We start from the raw sequence: 16,902 nt of genomic DNA, 5'->3' as shown, positions 1-16,902 counted from the left end.
CGTTTATCCGCGCAGGCTTAATAAGCCCTTCTTTTTCATACTCGCGAAGCATGCGAGGGGTAGAACTTGAGAGTTCGGACGTTATCGTAATCGGATAAATCGGTTTGGCGCCGTCTATTACAAAATGCATGAACCAATTTTATCACGGGAGTAGGGTACTTGCCGTATTCATCCTTTTTAACTTTGTCAAGATCGACCAGTATGGCCTTGATAAACGATGATTCTATTTGGCCAGTTCGTTCCTTATGTATTGAACAAGATCGTTAATCTGTTCTTTAGATAAGATATCTTTCCAGTATGGCATGTAGTTGTCAGATACTCTGAGATCTATCGATTTCGGTCCTGAAATGCTGTAGTAAAGCTGGCTGTCCGTCTTTACGGAAACTATTTTCCGGTCCCCCAGGGTTGTGGCGGGAGAGGGCATGTACCTGACCAACACCCCATCGCCTCTGCCTTCGGGCCCGTGGCATGATGCGCAATATTTCCTGTAAATTTCCGCGGCCGACGCATGGGCAATCTCAAAGTCCCCTACAATTTTGCCACCGCTTAAAAAGCGAATGTAGGCGACAAGGTTCCACATGTCGGAAACCTCAAGCCTAAATCCCATCGGCTTCATGTGCAAGGATTTGTTATAGGCTGAGCCGCCCTTGCTGATAATGTTGTAAATGTCCTCGTCGGATTTTTTTGAAAAGTAGGCCTGATCGGTGAGGTCCCTTGGGTTTTCCTTGGTGCTTAGGGAATACGGCCCGTTTCCATTGCCGTTCGACCCGTGGCATACCCAGCAGTAGGAAAGGTATGTTCCCAGTCCTTTGGAAAAGTCCCCTTTGGGTTCAATCGACGCACTTTCTTTTGTTGAAAGCAACAGGATAATCACGGCAAGTACCGCAACAAACGAATATGCAAATGCTCTTTGTTTCATGCTTCTTCCCAGGTTAGACTATTAGGTCCAACTCGTCTTCCATAAGAGACGAATATAGCCCTACAATTTCTTCTCTCATTTCGCAAAATTCGTTGTCGGTCCTTTTAATTTTCTCGTGTCTAGGCCTCGGAAGGTTGTTTACCAGAATCTTTTTAATCCTGCCGGGGTTTATATCCATTACACAGATGCGGTCGGAAAGAAAGATTGCCTCGTCGACATCGTGCGTGACGAAAAAAATCGTCTTTTTGGTCTGATGCCATGTCTTAAGGATTTCAATTTGCATCTCTTCCTTTGTGAGGGCGTCAAGAGAATCGAAGGGTTCGTCCATGAATAGAATCCTTGGATTGTTCGCCAGCGCCCTGGCGATGGCAACGCGTTGGCGCATACCGACGGAAATTTCGTGGGCACTGAGCGTACCGGTTCCCTCCATGTTGACGTTGACCAGCTGTTCTCCCGCTATCCTGTGGCGTTCGGACCTGGAGGTTCCGTTTATCTCAAGCCCCAGTTCCACATTTTCACGGACGTTTCTCCAGGGTAAAAGAGCGTATTCCTGAAAAACCATTCCCTTATGGGGGCCGGGGCCATGTTCTTCCACGCCATCTAATATAATCGAACCGGAGGTCTGCTCCATAAGCCCGGAAGCGATCTGGAGAGTTACCGATTTCCCGCATCCGGTCGGCCCGAGTATGCACATTAATTCGCCTTCGGCAACCTTCAGGTTTATGTCCTCGAGCGCGAGGAACTCCGAGCCTTCCTTCATGAAAACTTTATAGATGTTTCTTATTTCAAGTATTGCGTCTTCAACATCCCCATCCTTTGTGTAGCGGGGCGGTGAAAAGTTGGAAAGGCTCATTATGAGGCTCCTTTTTGTACAGTACCGGCTTTTAGCGTGATGAATACTTCTTCCCTGAGCGCCACAAACTGTCTTAAGAATCTGGGTTCCTGGGCGACTTTCCCGTGACGGGGCCTTGGGAGGGTGTTGTTAATGATTTTCATTACTGCGCCCTTGCTGTTTAGGACGATTATACGGTCGCCCAGCTTTACGGCCTCGTCCAGTTCCGAGGTTACGAAAACGATAGTTGCGCTTTCCTTTTTCCATATTTCAATGATTTCAGCCTGCATGACCATCTTGGTCTTGGCGTCAAGCGCGCCAAAAGCGCCGTCCATAAGGAGTATTTTCGGGTTCGTAACAAGGACCATCGCCAGAGTCATCCGGCGTTTCATGCCGCCCGACAGCTCATAGGGGTACCTGTCTTTGGCGTAGGTAAGCGCGACAAGGCTGAGGTACTTCAAGGCTTTTTCCTTGCGCTCTTTCGGGCTGATGTTCAGGATTTCCATGCCCAGACAGACGTTTTGAAAAACGGTTCTCCATGGCAGCATGGAGTATTCCTGAAAAATAATTCCGCGTTCCCTGTTCGGCTTTGTTATGGGTTTGCCGCGAAGGGAGAGTGCGCCCATTGAGGGCAGTTCAAGACCCGCCATCATTTTCAGTATGGTGGATTTTCCGCATCCGGTCGGCCCAGTAATGCAAAGGAACTCGTTTTCGTAAACGTCGAAATCAAGCCCACAGCATACCGGCACCTGTACACCGTTTTTTTCATAAACCTTCCAAAGGTTCTTGCAACGTAGCAGGACCTTCTTGTTTTTTGCTTTGTTATTGCCGCTCATGACTTTCTATATCTTCCACGCGTATCTGCGGATAAACATACGCATAATCGAATCAAGAATATAACCGATTGCTCCGATCGTGACAATGGTGGCCATAAGCTGGTCGTACCTGAAGCGGTCTCGCGTATCGAGGATGTAATAGCCCAGCCCGTCCGGTACGCCGAGCATTTCCGCAGGCACCAGTATTATCCAGCTTATTCCCACGGAAAGCCTTAACCCGGTGAGCATGTCCGGTATGGCGGCTGGGATGATTATTTTCCTGAGGATTGCCCAATCCCCTGCCCCCATTGTTCGGGCCATGTTTATCCATAACTGGCTGACCCTCCCGGTACCGTGCGCGGTGTTAAGTATCAGTGGCCATATGGCAACAAGCCAAAGGAGGAAAACAACGGAATTGTCGCCTACGCCGAAAATAATAATTGATACGGGCATCCATGCAAGAGGCGATATCATCCTGAGGAACTGGAAGGTAACATAGGTCATCTGTTCCAATTTCGTGAAATAACCTATCAGCACTCCAACGGGAAGCGCAAAGACGACTGACAGGGAAAGCCCGTAAAACACCCTCCTTAAGCTGGGCCAAGTGTGACGACTAAGGTCGCCGCTTGTTACCATTTCTATGAACGCCAGCAGAGCGGCCCATGGTGAAAATGAAGGGCTGAAATCCGGGCCCAGCACTTGCACAAACATTAAAATCTGCCAAGTGGATAATATGGCTACAAGGCCGATGAAGTAGTACTTCTTTTCGGTGAAAAACTGGATGAATTTCTGCAGTTTCGTGATCTCTATCTGTTGGCGGAATCTTGCCATCACCGCTTCGGTGGCGGCTGTACTTGTACCGTTGCTGGTCTGGTTGCCCGCTCCGACCTCTTTTTTCTCCGTTGCGGGGCTTACGTTTCCCTCTATATCCATATGCTCCCCTTCCTTAGCGTTTCACTACACTGATAGCACTTCAGTGCGTTCCTTTGTTTTTGTTATGTCGATACCCCTAATCAATACGTGCCCGTTTTTCCGCAAGGACTTGCCAATAAGCTCGTAATTGACAATGTCATTTACGATAAATTCCGTGCTGTGCCTTTCAAGAAAGGAAAGGTCTCCATCTATCGTTGTTTTACGCATCAGGTCCACCAGAGTTCTCGTGTAACTTTTGAACGGAAACGGCTCGAACGATACGCGTTTATCTGTCCATTCGGTATGCCTGATTGCGTTTGTGCCTTTCGGGCCGTAAGTTTCAAGGTCGTATTTCGTCATGGCCCTCATAAGAATTTCGCGGGGAAGGTCGATATATTTCTCGCCGTCACTGCTTAGTATTAACGCGGCCTCTTCGATATTCCCTGTAAGCCACAGCTCGGCTTCCACCAGTACGTCTACGACCCCCTGCGCCCATTCCGGATAAAGCGCGATATCCTGTTCGTGCATAACGGCCTGGCAACAGGCATGGTTTTTCCATATATCCCCTGAAAAACGGAGTATGCGCCCCCCGTAAAGGATTTCGCCGGCGGCGTTATACGGCTCGGCGACTATGTATCCGTCTATCAGACCGTTTTTAAGGGCAAAAACCATATCCGACGGAGCCATTTCCAAAAGCTCCACTTCGTTCGGCAATACTTCCCTTTCAGGCCTGCTGACGACTGCGGTAAGGTCGTACTGGCGCAGGGCGAATTGGAGAATGATATTGTGCACGGAATACCAGAAGGGGATGGCGATTTTTTTCCCGGCAAGGTCGTTTATTTCGTAAATACGGTCTTCTTTCCTAACCGTAAGCGCGGAATTGTTGATGTGATCCCATGCGACGACCTTTATCGGAATGTTTTTCGCGTAGCGCAGATACAATGGGATCGGGCTTAGCAGGTGCGAAAGGTTGAAGGCTCCAGTGGCGAAAGCCATTGCAAGTTCGCTCCAACCCGGTATCATTACCGGATCAGCGGTAGTTATGCCGGCCTTGCGGAACATTCCCTTGGAATGCGCTATTAAGAGGGGCGCGGCATCCGTAATGGGGATGTACCCGATTTTAAGAACAGGGTTTTTTAACTTGTTCGCATAGGCTATTGGCTGAAATCCCATGCCCATAGCGGCGCCTGCTCCGGCAAGCCCGGCAATGAATTTCCTTCTGCTTATCACTTGGTCTTTTTTATTTCGCACGACAGGCGGCCTCTTTTTATATGTGAACGTATTTTCATAACATCGGATAGAGAATCCGCCATAATGTGATCGGGTCGGTTTTGGGAAATCGATTCCGCGAATTCGTCTGCCGATTCATTTGGAGAATTGAGAGAAAGTTTCTCCTTTATATCCTCGTGTTTCATGCCCATTCCCTTTAGAGCCTTGCCGACAGAATCGTGATCGTGCTTCGTCAAATAAATGATCGATTTGCCTTTTTTCAGATATTCGGCCAGTACCTCTATTTCGAATGGCGTTTCTTTCTTCCCGCTCATAGGACAATCACCTTATTAAACTTTTTTGCCATATCAATTATGTCAGAGTGCGATATCCTGGGGCTATCGTTTTTTATGCTGCGCGTTTTCGCATCCGCATCGCAAACGAAAAAATCGTTAGCCCCTGCCGGCGGCGCCAGTACCGCGTCCTGCATAAGTACAACGCCATCTCTGTCCCGCAATTCCCACGGCCCTTCAAATCTGAATGAAGGCTTGGTGACGAGGTAGAGTATTTTCACATCGTCACCACGTGTTTCGCTTTACTTATCGCGTCGATAGCCTCTTTGGCGCCCACAACTTTTACCCCTTCAATGGCGGGCGCAACGGAACGATTATCGCACGATTCCCTGTCGGCCAATACTTTCTGTCCGTAAGAGATGAATTTTTCAACCTGGTCCAGAGAAGTGGCCATTGTGGTGCCCTTTTCGGGCTTTAAGCCTCCAAGGGCCCATACGGCGTCTCCGGTAAAGAGGATGCCGATTTCGTCCATATAGGTCATAAGGCCAATCGCAATCCTGATACTCTCCGCTACCCGCACAGAATTCATCGGCGATTCGGATACAACAACAAGCGCGTCTATAACAATACCCTCCCGCTAAAAACTGAAAAACCTGTCGCATTCGGCCATGATGCCGGACAGCTCCGGTATCCCGCCTTGTACGTAAGGAGTGCCCTCTGGCGGCACGGACTTTCTCTCCTCCGCGTTATGGAAGCAGTAAGTAACTTTAACTCCGCTTCCGGCAAGGCTTTCCATTCTGGCGTCGGAAAGGGTATACCCGCCGTCCACCATAACGAAAAGTTCTGTATCGATACCCTTTTTAGCCGCCGCCGAAGCAAGCGCCAAAACACTTTCGCACTCCGCCGAAAGCGGCCCATGTGTAAGTAGAAATCCGTACTTCATTCCATATGCTCCAATACGAATTCGACAATATCCATATACTTCATAGACGAATTTATTGCCTTGGCGGTGCTCTGGAACGTCCGTTTGCACTGCTGACATGCCGTCAGCGTAATTTCCGCGCCGGTTTCATCGAACGCGCGAACCGCGGCAGACGACATGTACGTGGAAAGGTCTGGATCGTAAACTTCCACCACTCCGCCGCCGCCGCAGCAGTAAGCGATTTCTTTGGTCTGATCCGGTTCCGCCAATTGCGCGCCCGTGTAACTTATGATTTTCCTGGGGGCCTCGTATTCTTTTGAGTTTCTCCCAAGATCGCACGGGTCGTGATAACAAACCTTTGTGTCCGTTTTATTAAGCTTTATTTTTCCGTCGCGCGCCAGATCGCGAATGTAATGAGTGGAATGGTAAAGTTCTACATCAAGGCCGTATTGCTCGATGTATTCCTCTTTCCACGTCAGGTAGCACGATGGGCATGTGAATACCATTTCTTTTGCGCCTGTTGCCTTTACGGCATCAACGTTTGCCTTCCTGAGTCTGTCCGTCAACTCCTTGTCGCCGCCTAAGCCGCCGACCAGAAGAGGGTAAGTGCAGCACATTTCCTTTTCGCCCAATATCGTAAAGTCCACCCCGGCTTTATGAAGCACCTGCGCAAAGCTTTCCGGAATGGAACTGATCGCCGGCGAAAACGAGGACATGCAGCCGACAAAATAAACAACGTCCGCCTTTTCATTCTGAAAAAGGTGATCGGGCGCGTCTTCCACGAAATCCACCCAGGACGCGCGTTCGTTGTTCGGATAGTTGGCAACGTTGCCGGTGTCGTTTATTCCGTCGCGCATGAGTGAAAGTTTTTGAGGGAAATGGCCCCTGTCAACCAGTTCGGTGCGCAGGTTCAGCCAGAGGTCGCGAAGTTTTATGTCTGTCTGGCACACCGCCTCACATCTTCCGCAAAGGGTGCAGTTGAAAGCGGATGTGGAAAGTTCTTCCATTATCGACGACTTGCCTTCAAGGTTGCCTTCCAGGAGCTCCTTCAATGCGAACATTCTTCCTTTGGGCGTATTGCTTTCCCACAAGGTATAGCCGATCGTTTCGCACGTGGTGGTACAAAACGAGCACTGCGCGCAGATGTATAAGTCCTCCCTATACTTGCCGACCAATTCCATTTTCAAACCGCGCCCCTCCTGAAAAGCCCCAAGCCAAACATCGTAAGGTTGAAAAGAGCCGGAGGAACGGAAAAGCCGAATCTTGTTCTGTGCTCTATTCCTTTTCCGGGATTTATTACGTTGAATGGGTCGTATTTCTTTTTAAGTGTCTTAAGGCGTCTCAGGCCTTCAACGCCATGTACCAACCTTGCGTTGAAGGCGCCAAGATGTCCCACTCCGTACGGTTTGCCGCCATGGCGCGGGGCTATATCGTTAAACCGCTTTGAATAACTTAACGAGGCCAGAAAACCGAAACCCTTCCTTTCATCCGAAAGAACCTGCGGCATGACAAGGACGTCGGGCTTGCCCACAACGACCCCGTGAATCCCACATTTTGCTGAACCACCGGGAAGTTCGCTGGAAACGTCATTAAGCGCGGAAGACAAGCGGTTGGCCGGCACCGTGAATTCGCCGGCAATCACGCTAGGGCCACCGCGCTTAATCCTCATGGGATAACAGCGTTCTTCCCATTCTTTTGCCGCATCGCTTTCAGAAAGAACCTTTCCTCCAAGATTTGACGCTGCGACTTCAAATTGTCCCGCATCGCCGGAAACCTCGTTTTTGCTTCCTTCAAAAACTGCAAGCAGCAAAAAGCCGCCCTCAATTTCAGGGGTATGCAGGTTTATGGAAAGCTTGCATTTAATCAGGCCGGCATCCTCGAACTGGGCGTAATATGCCGTTTTTAAAGCGAAAAGCCTTTCCGCTAACTCCTGCAGGCTTTCTTCGTTTTTAGCGGTTACCAGAACCTGTTTTGCGGCTTCAGGTTTTTTTCTTATTTTAATCTTCGCCTTTATTATAAAACCCGTAATGCCGTCCGTTCCTATGAAGTCCGCAATATCTTCGTTGTCAAAGAGCGTCAGTTTTTTGCCCGTCCCGGTAACAGCCTCTATGGCCGCTATGTTTTTGCCGACGGGTCCGTACATCAAAGAACCGACACCGTAACCCCCTGAACCCAGTCCGCTTCCGGCAGACGCCATCCATCCGCCTACCGTGGCGGAAGGCATGCTGGTGGGGTAAACGCAAAGGGTATAGCCTCGTTTTCCGAGGTACTCCTCCACCTGTTGCCATGTCGTCCCGGCGCCCGCTTCTACCCAGAGCTTTTCCGGGGACAAGTTGTAAATCTCGTTCATCTCCGTCATGTCAACGATAATGCCGCCCACAACGGGCACAGAGCCCCAAAGGTATGAAGTGCCTCGTCCTTTTGGAATAAGACAGGTTTTCATTCTCATCGCGGCCTTTACGAGTTTTTCAAGTTCCTCCGCGGATATTGGTTTCACGACGGCCGACGGCATGTTGTTGTAATTCCTTTTCACGCTTGCGGGTACGGGAGCAAGGTCGTGCGAGTGCATTAGCCTTTCCAACCAGCTTAGGTTTACCCTTTCAGTCGCGATAACATCCTTTAAAGCATCCATAAAGTATCAGTCACACTTAAGGAGGTCTTTCTTGTTATAATCGTCCAACTCGGCCTGCATCCATTCCTTTATTTTCTCTTCTCCGTGGGGCAGATCGGCAACGTCTTCGTCGAAATTATCCGGGTTTATGCAGATAACCCAGTTTTCGTAAGGCGATGCGTTTATCAGTTTCGGCGAGTCGATGACGGCTTGGTTTACTTCAAGTATCTCACCGCCGACCGGAGCCCTCATCGGCCCTATGTACTTGCCGCTTTCGAGCGAACCGAAAGTTTTATTCTTTTTGAACTTGCGGCCCGCAGGCATGATCTTGATGTACTGTACTTCTCCGGCGGCATACTGCCCGAAGTAGTCAACGCCGAAATAGACTTTGTCGCCGTCCCTGCGCGCCCATATATGGTCGTCTTTGTGATAGTAAAGGTCGTCGGGCAGTTCCCATTTGCATTCGTCCTTTGAACCAAATTCGATATTCGCCATTGCTACTTTTTCCCCCCTAACGTTTAACGTAGAAAACCCACAGGTTTTCCCCCTTTTGCTCGATTTCGAATTCAACGTTCCCCTTTTTGAAAAACTGGGGCAGCGTAACCTCCGCTGCCGGCTTGTAATCGCACTCTAACCGCAGTATCTGTCCCGCCTCCATCGCTTTTAGCGTGAGTTTCGCTTCAAGCGCTGGCATGGGGCAGGTAAGGCCCTTTACGTCCAGGGTCTTGTCCGGATTATCAGTTATCAAAGACATTGAAAGTTCTCCTAAGCAAAATTGATAACCTTGTTGGACATTAAGAGGTCGACCAGCTCGTCGTAGTCTATCAGTTTGACCTTGTCACCCAGCCGCTTGGCGATAGCGCGCCTTTCCACGTCTTCCTTTACGGCGAAGACCTCCGGCACATCGGGAAGTTCGGCCGCGGTGGTGAAAACCCCGTCCTGTATAAGCACGACCTTGGCTTCCGGGTCCATTTTTGCGTATTCGAATCCTATTTTCCTGTGATGTATATCGATAAGGTAAAGCATGTTTCCACCCCCTAAAAATCGACCGTGAAGTCTTGTTCTTTCATCAGTTCGAACACTTCCGCACGTGAAACTATGTTAAATTCCTCGGAAATATCGCTTTCGTCGATGCCAAGTTCCTGTAGCGATTCCCTCTCCACGTTAAGGCCGAAGCCGAGCTTTTCCAGCGTGTGGATGTATTTCAGGGAGTCTGTCCTATTGACCCCTTTAAGGGCGTAATAGACGCCTTCGCCCATGAACAGGAGGTAAACCTCGTGTTCGTCCCAGCCGGATGCGATTCCCAGTGACGCGCGCAACCCCTCAACATAATGAATAGTGCCGAAAGGGCGGTTTAAAAACTGAACCATTATCTTGTTTGATGCCATTTTCCTTCCTCCAGCCTAAAAGGTGACAACTGAAGTGGCGTCTCCCAGGAACTCTGAATAGTCCGGGAGGCCTGCCGATTTGATGTTATCAACGTACTCCTTGCCGTCCTGCAGGCCCCTTGCGTTTGTGCAGATGCCGCAGGTGACGATTGTCGCGCCTTTTTCGGTCAGGCGCTTGAAGCTGTCCACCGGCTGTTCGGTAAAATCGGGGAAATTCTGATGTTTAATCGGGTTGTAAACGCCGTCCAGGAAGAGGAAGAGTCTTACCTCGTGTCCCTTGTCCAAGGCCGACTCGGCTATTTTCGTAACGGTTTCCCACCGCTCCGTCTGCCATGGTCCGTCCGTTAGCATGATTCCCAAAATGCCCATATTATTTTCTCCCTAAACCTATAAACTGTTTTTCCTTGCTAAAAAGTCCGTAATCCCTGCCTGGCTCAGGCGGCTTTTCATTTCCTGCCTTGTACGGGCGTATGCGCCGCATGGCGCTTTTCCGAATCTTCTTTCCGGCTCAATACCCGTCATTGTTTGTCATGCAAAGCATGCGTTTATTTTGGGAAACGATCTATACATTTCGATAGAAGGAGCCGATTCGCCTCCGGCGTTTTCCGCAGTTACCACGTAATAGAAAGTCATCCCGCCCATCAGGTCCGAATGTGTATATGGGGAGGAAACTCCGGCTAACTTCCTATCGGAAACGTTCACATTACCCTTTGTATTCCAGTAGATATTATAAGCAGTCGCTCCCTTTACGGGGCTCCATGAGATTGTAGCCTGTGCGTTGCCTGCTATAATCGCAACTTTAATCGGGCTTTCCGGAGCCGCAATAGCCGGTTTTCCCGCTTCGACGGGTTTTGCTACTTCAACCGGTTTTGCCGCTTCGATGGGTTTGGCCACTTCAACCGGTTTTCTTTTTTCAAAAGGCATGGGTGCAACGCTGACTTTCTTCGCCACGTTTAGCTTTCTTAGCACCACCTTTTTTTCGGTTACCGGTCGTTCATTCTCGACGTCTTTTTTGTCGTACTTGCCGAGCGCCTGCGCCACGCGGCACTTTTTCGCGTCCTCTTCCATTATGCAAAAAGGGTCTTCGTCGTGCTCGTTTCCAAAAAATGCACATCCGATGCAAACTTCCTCGGGAACGATAGTCACTCTCTTATAAGCCTGCTGTTCCACATCAAATAACATCCGACACCTCCTCCTAAATTACAAACAGCTTGAAAATGGTTTTCCTTCGTATCCCATTAACGTCCATAATGCGCCTTCTAGGCAAAACACGCCCCTGTTGCAGCGGTCTGTTCGTCGGCTTTGCCAGTTTCGCTTATTCCAACCGTATCCTGTATGTCCTGTTCAATTTCTTTTTGGTCACCCATTACGTAATCCCATACCGGCCAGCCGAGGGCCTCGCGCTTATTATTTAGCATAATCAGGATGTCTTCGGCCGTTTTGTATGGGTCGGGGTTCCAGTTAAGCGCCGCTCCGAGCATGTCGCGTATTTTGTTGGATACAAAGTCCGTGTACCTGTCCGAAGCCAGAGAGTTGTCCTGAACGCACGAATAGGTTTCGATTCCCTGCGTAACGAAGGCGAAACGCGCGCCCACCGTTTTTTCAGCGGCGGGATCGGCCGCGACCATTGCGAAAGGCATTCCCTGGTTGGCGATGCCGGCGGCCATGGCGGTAAAGGCCATTATCTGCCCCGCGCGGGTGCTGTCGGTACACGCTCCTACGTGCAGGACGGGCGGAATTTTTTTAGCTTCCACAACCTCGCGAAGCCTGTCACCGGCCAGTTTCGAAGCGTCCGGGTGCGCAAGGCCGGCGAAAAGAAGCCCCATGCCCGAACATCCGTGGCAGGTTACAAGGACGTCGTTTTTTATTAGCTGTTTGGCAATGATTATCTGGTTGCGCTCGAATATCGCACCGCGTATGTTTCCGCACGAGCCGAAGTTCACTAAGCCCCTTATTTTTCCCTCGCGAATGAGTTCCGCCAGACCATATATAAGGTTGTAGCGGATTGAGCCGTTGAAAATTTTCATTACTTCTTCCACGCCGAAGCCCACTTCCATTTTTGCCTTTATGTTGGGGACGTGCATTTTTTTTACGTCGCGGTTTTTGTAGTTATCTATGGATATGTCGAGTATCTTTTCGGCAATGTCATAGACGTTGGGTAGGTTGCTGAAGTAGTAATCTACTTCTACCCGTATGGCGCCTTCTTTCCTGCTGGAAGAAGAAGTGGTTATCAGCTTTGTGTGGAACCGTTTTGCCACACCTGATATGCCGGGAAGAACGTCCTGTTGGTCTATGATGACAGCTTCGAAAGCGCCGGTGGCCACCGCAAGCTCGGCGGACGAAGCCATGGCGACCATCGGTATGTTCAGGTCTCGCTGCGCGAACTCGCCTCCAGTACAGCACATGCCGTAAAGCATGAGGTCGTCGGCTCCGGCGGCTTTAACCTTTTCTTTTATGCGATCGGTTTTCACTAGATCGCAAACCGCAAATGCCACCAGTGGGCTGTGGCCGTTAAGTGCGATGTTTATGCAGTTGTCGGTACGGATGGAGCCGAGGTTCATGTTCACCGTTGCTCGTTTTGGTATCCCGTAAATTATATCGGTTGCTAGTGAAGTCGAGATAACGGTACTCCACGCATACACAAGTACTGTTCTGATAAAAGCTTCCATGTGGCTGTCGAAATCGGAATCTGTTCCGTGGCTGGTGATGTTGTTACTTTCGAAGCATTCGTGGTAGGCGCTAATCGGGATAATTCCAAGCTCTTCCCATTTTTTCGTGCGCTCGTACGGGGCAAGGGCGAGCAGTGTATCGTGTTTTTTTGGTTCGGCCCTTTGCAGGTCGTCTATGAACCTGTCGGCTATTTCAACGCAGATTTCCTTTACAGTTTTTCCCCGCGCTTTTATTCCCAGCAACTTGCCAATGACAATAGCCTTGGCGCCGCCCTTGATGGGAATGGGAACCTTGCCAAGCCCAATCTGCTTCAGCATTATGAAAATTTCGCGGGCGTGGGCTCCGTGAGCCGAAAGGCCGGCAGCCATACGCCTTACAACATTGCCCGCTACTATAAGATCAACATTCTTGCCGCATACGGAGCCTTTTGTCTTGTCGTCAACGCGGCACGGGCCGTAAGAACAAAAAGCGCAGCATGCGCCGGTTAGGCCGTAACCGCATTGGGGATGCTGTTCCATGAAGCGGTCGAACGTGTTCTGGATTCCTTTTTCATCCATCACACCGATCATCTCCGCCACGCCCCTGTTTGCCGTGTGCTGTTGCTGTTCGGCCTTGGTATAGTTGAGCTTGTGAACCAGTTTTACACGGTCCTTGAAAGGCATGCCGGGTGTATACTCCGGGGCGTTTCTTGAATTTGTAAGTTCGTCTTCTACCTGATACCTATGACTATCAGCGGCGCTTTCATCCTTGTCCGACATAGGCTCCTCTTATTATTTGTCTAATTAAGTCTTCCACCTGCTGAAACAAAACTCCAAGGCGATATACTAAAATGTTGCGCCATTAACTTGAAGCCACAAATTTTCGTGTAACCTCTATAAGAAATGCAAGTCTCATACCGATAGACTTTTCATTATAATGCTTATTATTCTAATGTGTTAAATAAAGCAGATTTCAAATGCCGCTACTTAAGTATTGAAAAACCAATAATGTCTTGCATTTTGCAAAGATGGTTATCCGAAACTTTTACGTGCTTAGGGGGAAATTAACCCAACGCTATGTATTCTAATGATTAAAATGACAAGTTTCCAGCCTATAATTTTATAATATCGGCGATACGCACTGGAATATATTTTGCTCTACCTATAATACTTATGTTGATTTGGGCAGTTTTCATTTAATGAATTGGGAAGAATTATGAAACCGAAGAGTTTTAGCGCGAAAGTATACGATGCCGCAATTATAGGCGGTGGGCCTGCCGGTTCGAGTGCGGCGTGTGTATTGGCGGATGCCGGGTTTTCCACGGTTGTTATCGATAAACGTAAAAGGATCGGCTATCCGGTACAATGCGCCGAGTTTATCCACCGAGCCGGCTATGACGGTCCGCGTGAATTTATATCGCAACCGATATTAGAAATGGTTACCCACCTTCCTGACGGTTCTGTGCACAGATCCAAATCGCCGGGATATACCATCCACCGCGACCTTTACGATGCTTTTCTTGCCGAAAAAGCCAAAAACAGGGGAGTTGAGTTCCTTTTGCGGTGCGAGGGAAGAATCGCAGCCGGGTCGCTAACAATAAACTACGGCGCCTCAAAAACATTGAACGCCAAAACGATTATTAATGCTTCGGGTCCTCGCGCCGCTGATGGCGCGATTAAAGCAATATCCCGGCAGGTGACTTTGCCGCTGGACAGGCCATTAAAAGATATTCATGTGTGGATGGGAAAAGAGTTTACCGGCGGCTACGCATGGTTATTTCCAAAAGGCGAACTCGCCAATGTGGGTGTGGCAGTATCGCCGACCAACGGCAGGCCTGACTTGAAGGAAATTCTAGACAATTTCGTCGGAACCATACAAGGCGAATTCCAGCTTGGTGCCCGCCCATTGCGCGTTACAGGCGGCAAAATACCTTTATCGGGGGTAACTTCCCTTTTAGAAGGCAAAGTACTAACGGTAGGCGACGCCGCCGGTATCACTCATCCCGTTTCGGGCGAAGGTATCTACAGGGCGGTTATTTCCGGCAGGATGGCGGCCGGGGCAGTTGTTGCTTTTTTACAGTCGGGGGATATTGGTGATCTGAAAAAATATCCGTCCGCTCTTCTGGGTATTTATGAAAAATCTTTTCAACGCGACAAAAGGAAAAGGCAAATGTGGCGGGAATCATTCGACAGGGGAGGACCCACGTCTGATGAGTATCGCGCCCTTTGGATCGGGTTTCCGGAATATTATGCACCGGCGCATTATGAGGCGGAAACCGTATGAAAAAATCGAGCCCGGAATATTTGCAGCTAAGCCTCGCGGCGGCAATGACGCTGGGCCTGAAAAAGGGAAAATTTTTTCGTAACGCAAGACTTTATTGCCTGAACCTTCTGCTTACATACCCTGAAGGATGCAGGGCGTCGTGCACATACTGCGGACTGGCAAGGCCCGAATCCGCGGCCGCAACCGAAGACGGGCATGAAAAAAAGGCAAGCAGCTTTATCCGCGTCGAATGGCCTATTTTTCCGACGGATCGGATAATAGAAATGGCCGGTGATAATAAAACACTGGAAAGGGCGTGCATCAGTACGCTTACGCACCCCAATAATAAAATGGACACGCTGGCCATTTTGAAGAAGCTGAAAGAAAAAACGAAACTTCCGGTTTCCATACTGTCTAACCCCACAACAACATCGATTGAGGATATAAAAAAACTCAAGGATTCCGGCGCCGACCGCTTTACCGTGGCGATAGACCTTGCTACGGCGGAACTTTTCGAGGCGCACCGGGGGAAAGAAACAAAAGGCCCCCACAAATGGGATAGGTACTGGGAATCGCTGGAAGAAGCCCAAAAGGTTTTTGGGCGGGGAAATATCGGCTCACACCTGATTGTCGGGATGGGAGAAACGGAAAAAGAAATGGCCGCCGCAATACAACGGGTCTTTGATCTGGGCGGAACCACACACCTTTTCAGTTTTTACCCAGAGCCAGGGTCCAGGATGGAAAAAGCAAAATCGTGCGATCCGGCCCAGTACAGAAGGGTACAGCTGGCGCGCTACATGATCGACAAGGGGATAACCTCTTACGGCACGATGGAATTTGACCAAGCGGGGCGAATTGTCTCGTATGGCGCCGAGCATGAGAAAAGTGAATTCGTTATCGAATCCGGCAAGCCGTTCCAGACTTCCGGTTGTCCGGGAAAGGACTGCGGGGAAACGGCGTGCAACAGGCCGTTCGGCGACGGCCCCCCATCGGATATAAGAAGCTATCCTTTCGAGCTCGAAAAAGAGGACATAGCGCGGGTGCGCCGCCAGATGGATGACCAGATGGATGAAATATTCCTTCCCGAAAAACTTACTAGTATCGAGCAGCTCAACGGCGTTAAACTTGACCGCGTAGTATGGGAAAAGGCTCTAGCCGCCAGGCCGAACGGCAACCATAAGATCGTCCTCAACCTTCCTTCTTTTAAACAATATTCAACTTCCGAACTCAGCAACGCGTGTTCAAATAAATCTTTTCCCGCCGTTTCCATTACCGGCGGGGAGTGCATGCTGAGGTGCGAACATTGCCGGGGGAAGCTGCTTGAACCTATGATACCCGCCACAACACCGACCGATCTTTTGGAGACGGCGGCTAGCCTGGCATCGCAAAATGCGGAAGGTATTCTTATAAGCGGCGGGTCCGACAGGGGAAACCGGATCCCTTTCAAAGACTTCCTGTGGGCGATTGAAAAAATAAAGAATACCTACGATTTACGCATAGCCGTTCATACTGGGCTTATAGACAGTCGGGACGCGCGCGGGCTTTCTGATGCGGGGGTCGATACAGCGATGATCGACGTAATTGGTTCCGACGAAACTATTTCACACATATACCACCTTGACAAAAGTGTGGAGGATTTCGAGGCGTCGCTTGAAAACCTTTGCTCCACTTCAATGAAGGTCGCCCCGCATATCGTGCTGGGCCTGCATTACGGAAAGATGCTGGGTGAGTGGAAGGCCCTGGAGATTGTCGCCAGGCATTCCGCCGAAACCCTAATCGTTGTGGTTGCCATGCCGTACTATGCGAAAGACCCGTCCAAGTTTCCCGCGCCGCCTGCCGAGGAAGTCGGAAAATTCCTTGCGGAGTGCCGCAGAAAGCTGCCCGAAAAGGAAATTGCCCTGGGATGCGCAAGGCCGGGAGGCGAGTACAGGCAACGCACCGACCTTTACGCCCTTGCGGCAGGAGTGGACGGGATAGCCTTTCCAGCCGACGGCACTTTGGAAGCAGCCGGTAAACTTGGATTGAAGGCAGAGGTAAGCTACGCGTGCTGCTCGATGTCGAAATTCGGAGTACCTTTGGGATAAATGAAA

At 49.9% G+C, this 16,902-nt stretch carries 20 protein-coding genes; 2 read left to right on the top strand and 18 right to left on the bottom strand.

The features are described from left to right. Positions 1-223: 223 nt before the first annotated feature. From V3S16_RS12380 to V3S16_RS12295, 18 genes are all read right to left on the bottom strand, one after another. Entirely contained in the window at positions 224-919 is a 696-nt protein-coding gene (locus tag V3S16_RS12380; protein ID WP_413885378.1) for a cytochrome c, read from the bottom strand. 13 nt (positions 920-932) lie between these two features. Further along, positions 933-1,772, bottom strand: coding sequence for an ABC transporter ATP-binding protein (locus tag V3S16_RS12375; protein WP_413885376.1), 840 nt, complete (start codon positions 1,770-1,772; stop codon positions 933-935). Then, positions 1,772-2,587, bottom strand: coding sequence for an ABC transporter ATP-binding protein (locus tag V3S16_RS12370; RefSeq protein WP_413885374.1), 816 nt, complete (start codon positions 2,585-2,587; stop codon positions 1,772-1,774). Before V3S16_RS12370 ends, V3S16_RS12375 begins: the two co-directional genes overlap by 1 nt. Before the next feature lie 6 nt (positions 2,588-2,593). After that, positions 2,594-3,499: an ABC transporter permease gene (locus V3S16_RS12365; RefSeq protein ID WP_413885372.1), complete on the bottom strand. Its 906-nt coding sequence runs from the start codon at positions 3,497-3,499 to the stop codon at positions 2,594-2,596. A 24-nt stretch (positions 3,500-3,523) separates the two neighbouring features. Then, positions 3,524-4,729, bottom strand: coding sequence for an ABC transporter substrate-binding protein (locus V3S16_RS12360; RefSeq protein ID WP_413885370.1), 1,206 nt, complete (start codon positions 4,727-4,729; stop codon positions 3,524-3,526). After that, the gene (locus V3S16_RS12355) at positions 4,705-5,022 is read right to left on the bottom strand and encodes a hypothetical protein (protein WP_413885368.1); all 318 of its coding nucleotides are present in this window, start codon (positions 5,020-5,022) and stop codon (positions 4,705-4,707) included. The genes V3S16_RS12360 and V3S16_RS12355 overlap by 25 nt, the downstream gene beginning before the upstream one ends. Next, positions 5,019-5,261, bottom strand: a complete 243-nt coding sequence (locus V3S16_RS12350; RefSeq protein WP_413885366.1) for a hypothetical protein — start codon at positions 5,259-5,261, stop codon at positions 5,019-5,021. Before V3S16_RS12350 ends, V3S16_RS12355 begins: the two co-directional genes overlap by 4 nt. Beyond that, on the bottom strand, positions 5,258-5,602 hold the full coding sequence (locus V3S16_RS12345; RefSeq protein WP_413885382.1) for a DsrE family protein: 345 nt from the start codon (positions 5,600-5,602) through the stop codon (positions 5,258-5,260). Before V3S16_RS12345 ends, V3S16_RS12350 begins: the two co-directional genes overlap by 4 nt. 15 nt (positions 5,603-5,617) lie before the next feature. Next, positions 5,618-5,923: a DsrE family protein gene (locus tag V3S16_RS12340; RefSeq protein WP_413885365.1), complete on the bottom strand. Its 306-nt coding sequence runs from the start codon at positions 5,921-5,923 to the stop codon at positions 5,618-5,620. After that, positions 5,920-7,083 carry a (Fe-S)-binding protein gene (locus V3S16_RS12335; protein ID WP_413885380.1) on the bottom strand — a complete coding sequence of 388 codons (1,164 nt, stop codon included), beginning with the start codon at positions 7,081-7,083 and terminating at the stop codon, positions 5,920-5,922. Before V3S16_RS12335 ends, V3S16_RS12340 begins: the two co-directional genes overlap by 4 nt. Before the next feature lie 2 nt (positions 7,084-7,085). Further along, positions 7,086-8,471, bottom strand: a complete 1,386-nt coding sequence (locus tag V3S16_RS12330; protein ID WP_413885363.1) for an FAD-binding oxidoreductase — start codon at positions 8,469-8,471, stop codon at positions 7,086-7,088. Between the two features lie 69 nt (positions 8,472-8,540). Next, entirely contained in the window at positions 8,541-9,008 is a 468-nt protein-coding gene (locus tag V3S16_RS12325) for a glycine cleavage system protein H (RefSeq protein WP_413885361.1), read from the bottom strand. 16 nt (positions 9,009-9,024) lie between these two features. Next, positions 9,025-9,267, bottom strand: coding sequence for a sulfurtransferase TusA family protein (locus tag V3S16_RS12320; protein WP_413885359.1), 243 nt, complete (start codon positions 9,265-9,267; stop codon positions 9,025-9,027). Between the two features lie 11 nt (positions 9,268-9,278). Further along, positions 9,279-9,539, bottom strand: a complete 261-nt coding sequence (locus tag V3S16_RS12315) for a DsrH/TusB family sulfur metabolism protein (protein WP_413885357.1) — start codon at positions 9,537-9,539, stop codon at positions 9,279-9,281. Positions 9,540-9,550: 11 nt separating this feature from the next. Continuing rightward, on the bottom strand, positions 9,551-9,901 hold the full coding sequence (locus V3S16_RS12310) for a DsrE family protein (protein WP_413885355.1): 351 nt from the start codon (positions 9,899-9,901) through the stop codon (positions 9,551-9,553). A gap of 15 nt (positions 9,902-9,916) precedes the next feature. Next, positions 9,917-10,270: a DsrE/DsrF/TusD sulfur relay family protein gene (locus tag V3S16_RS12305; RefSeq protein ID WP_413885353.1), complete on the bottom strand. Its 354-nt coding sequence runs from the start codon at positions 10,268-10,270 to the stop codon at positions 9,917-9,919. Positions 10,271-10,429: 159 nt separating this feature from the next. After that, entirely contained in the window at positions 10,430-11,083 is a 654-nt protein-coding gene (locus V3S16_RS12300) for a fibronectin type III domain-containing protein (protein ID WP_413885352.1), read from the bottom strand. Between the two features lie 77 nt (positions 11,084-11,160). After that, positions 11,161-13,329: a hypothetical protein gene (locus V3S16_RS12295; RefSeq protein ID WP_413885350.1), complete on the bottom strand. Its 2,169-nt coding sequence runs from the start codon at positions 13,327-13,329 to the stop codon at positions 11,161-11,163. 436 nt (positions 13,330-13,765) lie between these two features. Between V3S16_RS12295 and V3S16_RS12290 the strand changes: the two genes are divergently transcribed. After that, positions 13,766-14,833, top strand: coding sequence for a geranylgeranyl reductase family protein (locus V3S16_RS12290; RefSeq protein ID WP_413885348.1), 1,068 nt, complete (start codon positions 13,766-13,768; stop codon positions 14,831-14,833). Next, entirely contained in the window at positions 14,830-16,896 is a 2,067-nt protein-coding gene (locus tag V3S16_RS12285; protein ID WP_413885347.1) for a radical SAM protein, read from the top strand. Before V3S16_RS12290 ends, V3S16_RS12285 begins: the two co-directional genes overlap by 4 nt. Positions 16,897-16,902: the final 6 nt, after the last annotated feature.

Source organism: Candidatus Desulfatibia sp., from assembly GCF_036446775.1.
In the GTDB taxonomy this organism is placed as follows: domain Bacteria; phylum Desulfobacterota; class Desulfobacteria; order Desulfobacterales; family UBA11574; genus Desulfatibia_A.
The sequence above is the reverse complement of the archived record's forward strand: the minus strand, read 5'-3'. Positions and strand labels throughout refer to the sequence as shown.

Coding starts and splice junctions, on each gene's coding strand:
- V3S16_RS12340 (WP_413885365.1), bottom strand. CDS start 5,923: ATGAAGTACGGATTTCTACTTACACATGGGCCGCTTTCGGCGGAGTGC.
- V3S16_RS12365 (WP_413885372.1), bottom strand. CDS start 3,499: ATGGATATAGAGGGAAACGTAAGCCCCGCAACGGAGAAAAAAGAGGTC.
- V3S16_RS12380 (WP_413885378.1), bottom strand. CDS start 919: ATGAAACAAAGAGCATTTGCATATTCGTTTGTTGCGGTACTTGCCGTG.
- V3S16_RS12355 (WP_413885368.1), bottom strand. CDS start 5,022: ATGAGCGGGAAGAAAGAAACGCCATTCGAAATAGAGGTACTGGCCGAA.
- V3S16_RS12370 (WP_413885374.1), bottom strand. CDS start 2,587: ATGAGCGGCAATAACAAAGCAAAAAACAAGAAGGTCCTGCTACGTTGC.
- V3S16_RS12290 (WP_413885348.1), top strand. CDS start 13,766: ATGAAACCGAAGAGTTTTAGCGCGAAAGTATACGATGCCGCAATTATA.
- V3S16_RS12315 (WP_413885357.1), bottom strand. CDS start 9,539: ATGCTTTACCTTATCGATATACATCACAGGAAAATAGGATTCGAATAC.
- V3S16_RS12335 (WP_413885380.1), bottom strand. CDS start 7,083: ATGGAATTGGTCGGCAAGTATAGGGAGGACTTATACATCTGCGCGCAG.
- V3S16_RS12325 (WP_413885361.1), bottom strand. CDS start 9,008: ATGGCGAATATCGAATTTGGTTCAAAGGACGAATGCAAATGGGAACTG.
- V3S16_RS12305 (WP_413885353.1), bottom strand. CDS start 10,270: ATGGGCATTTTGGGAATCATGCTAACGGACGGACCATGGCAGACGGAG.
- V3S16_RS12375 (WP_413885376.1), bottom strand. CDS start 1,772: ATGAGCCTTTCCAACTTTTCACCGCCCCGCTACACAAAGGATGGGGAT.
- V3S16_RS12300 (WP_413885352.1), bottom strand. CDS start 11,083: ATGTTATTTGATGTGGAACAGCAGGCTTATAAGAGAGTGACTATCGTT.
- V3S16_RS12310 (WP_413885355.1), bottom strand. CDS start 9,901: ATGGCATCAAACAAGATAATGGTTCAGTTTTTAAACCGCCCTTTCGGC.
- V3S16_RS12285 (WP_413885347.1), top strand. CDS start 14,830: ATGAAAAAATCGAGCCCGGAATATTTGCAGCTAAGCCTCGCGGCGGCA.
- V3S16_RS12330 (WP_413885363.1), bottom strand. CDS start 8,471: ATGCACTCGCACGACCTTGCTCCCGTACCCGCAAGCGTGAAAAGGAAT.
- V3S16_RS12295 (WP_413885350.1), bottom strand. CDS start 13,329: ATGTCGGACAAGGATGAAAGCGCCGCTGATAGTCATAGGTATCAGGTA.
- V3S16_RS12320 (WP_413885359.1), bottom strand. CDS start 9,267: ATGTCTTTGATAACTGATAATCCGGACAAGACCCTGGACGTAAAGGGC.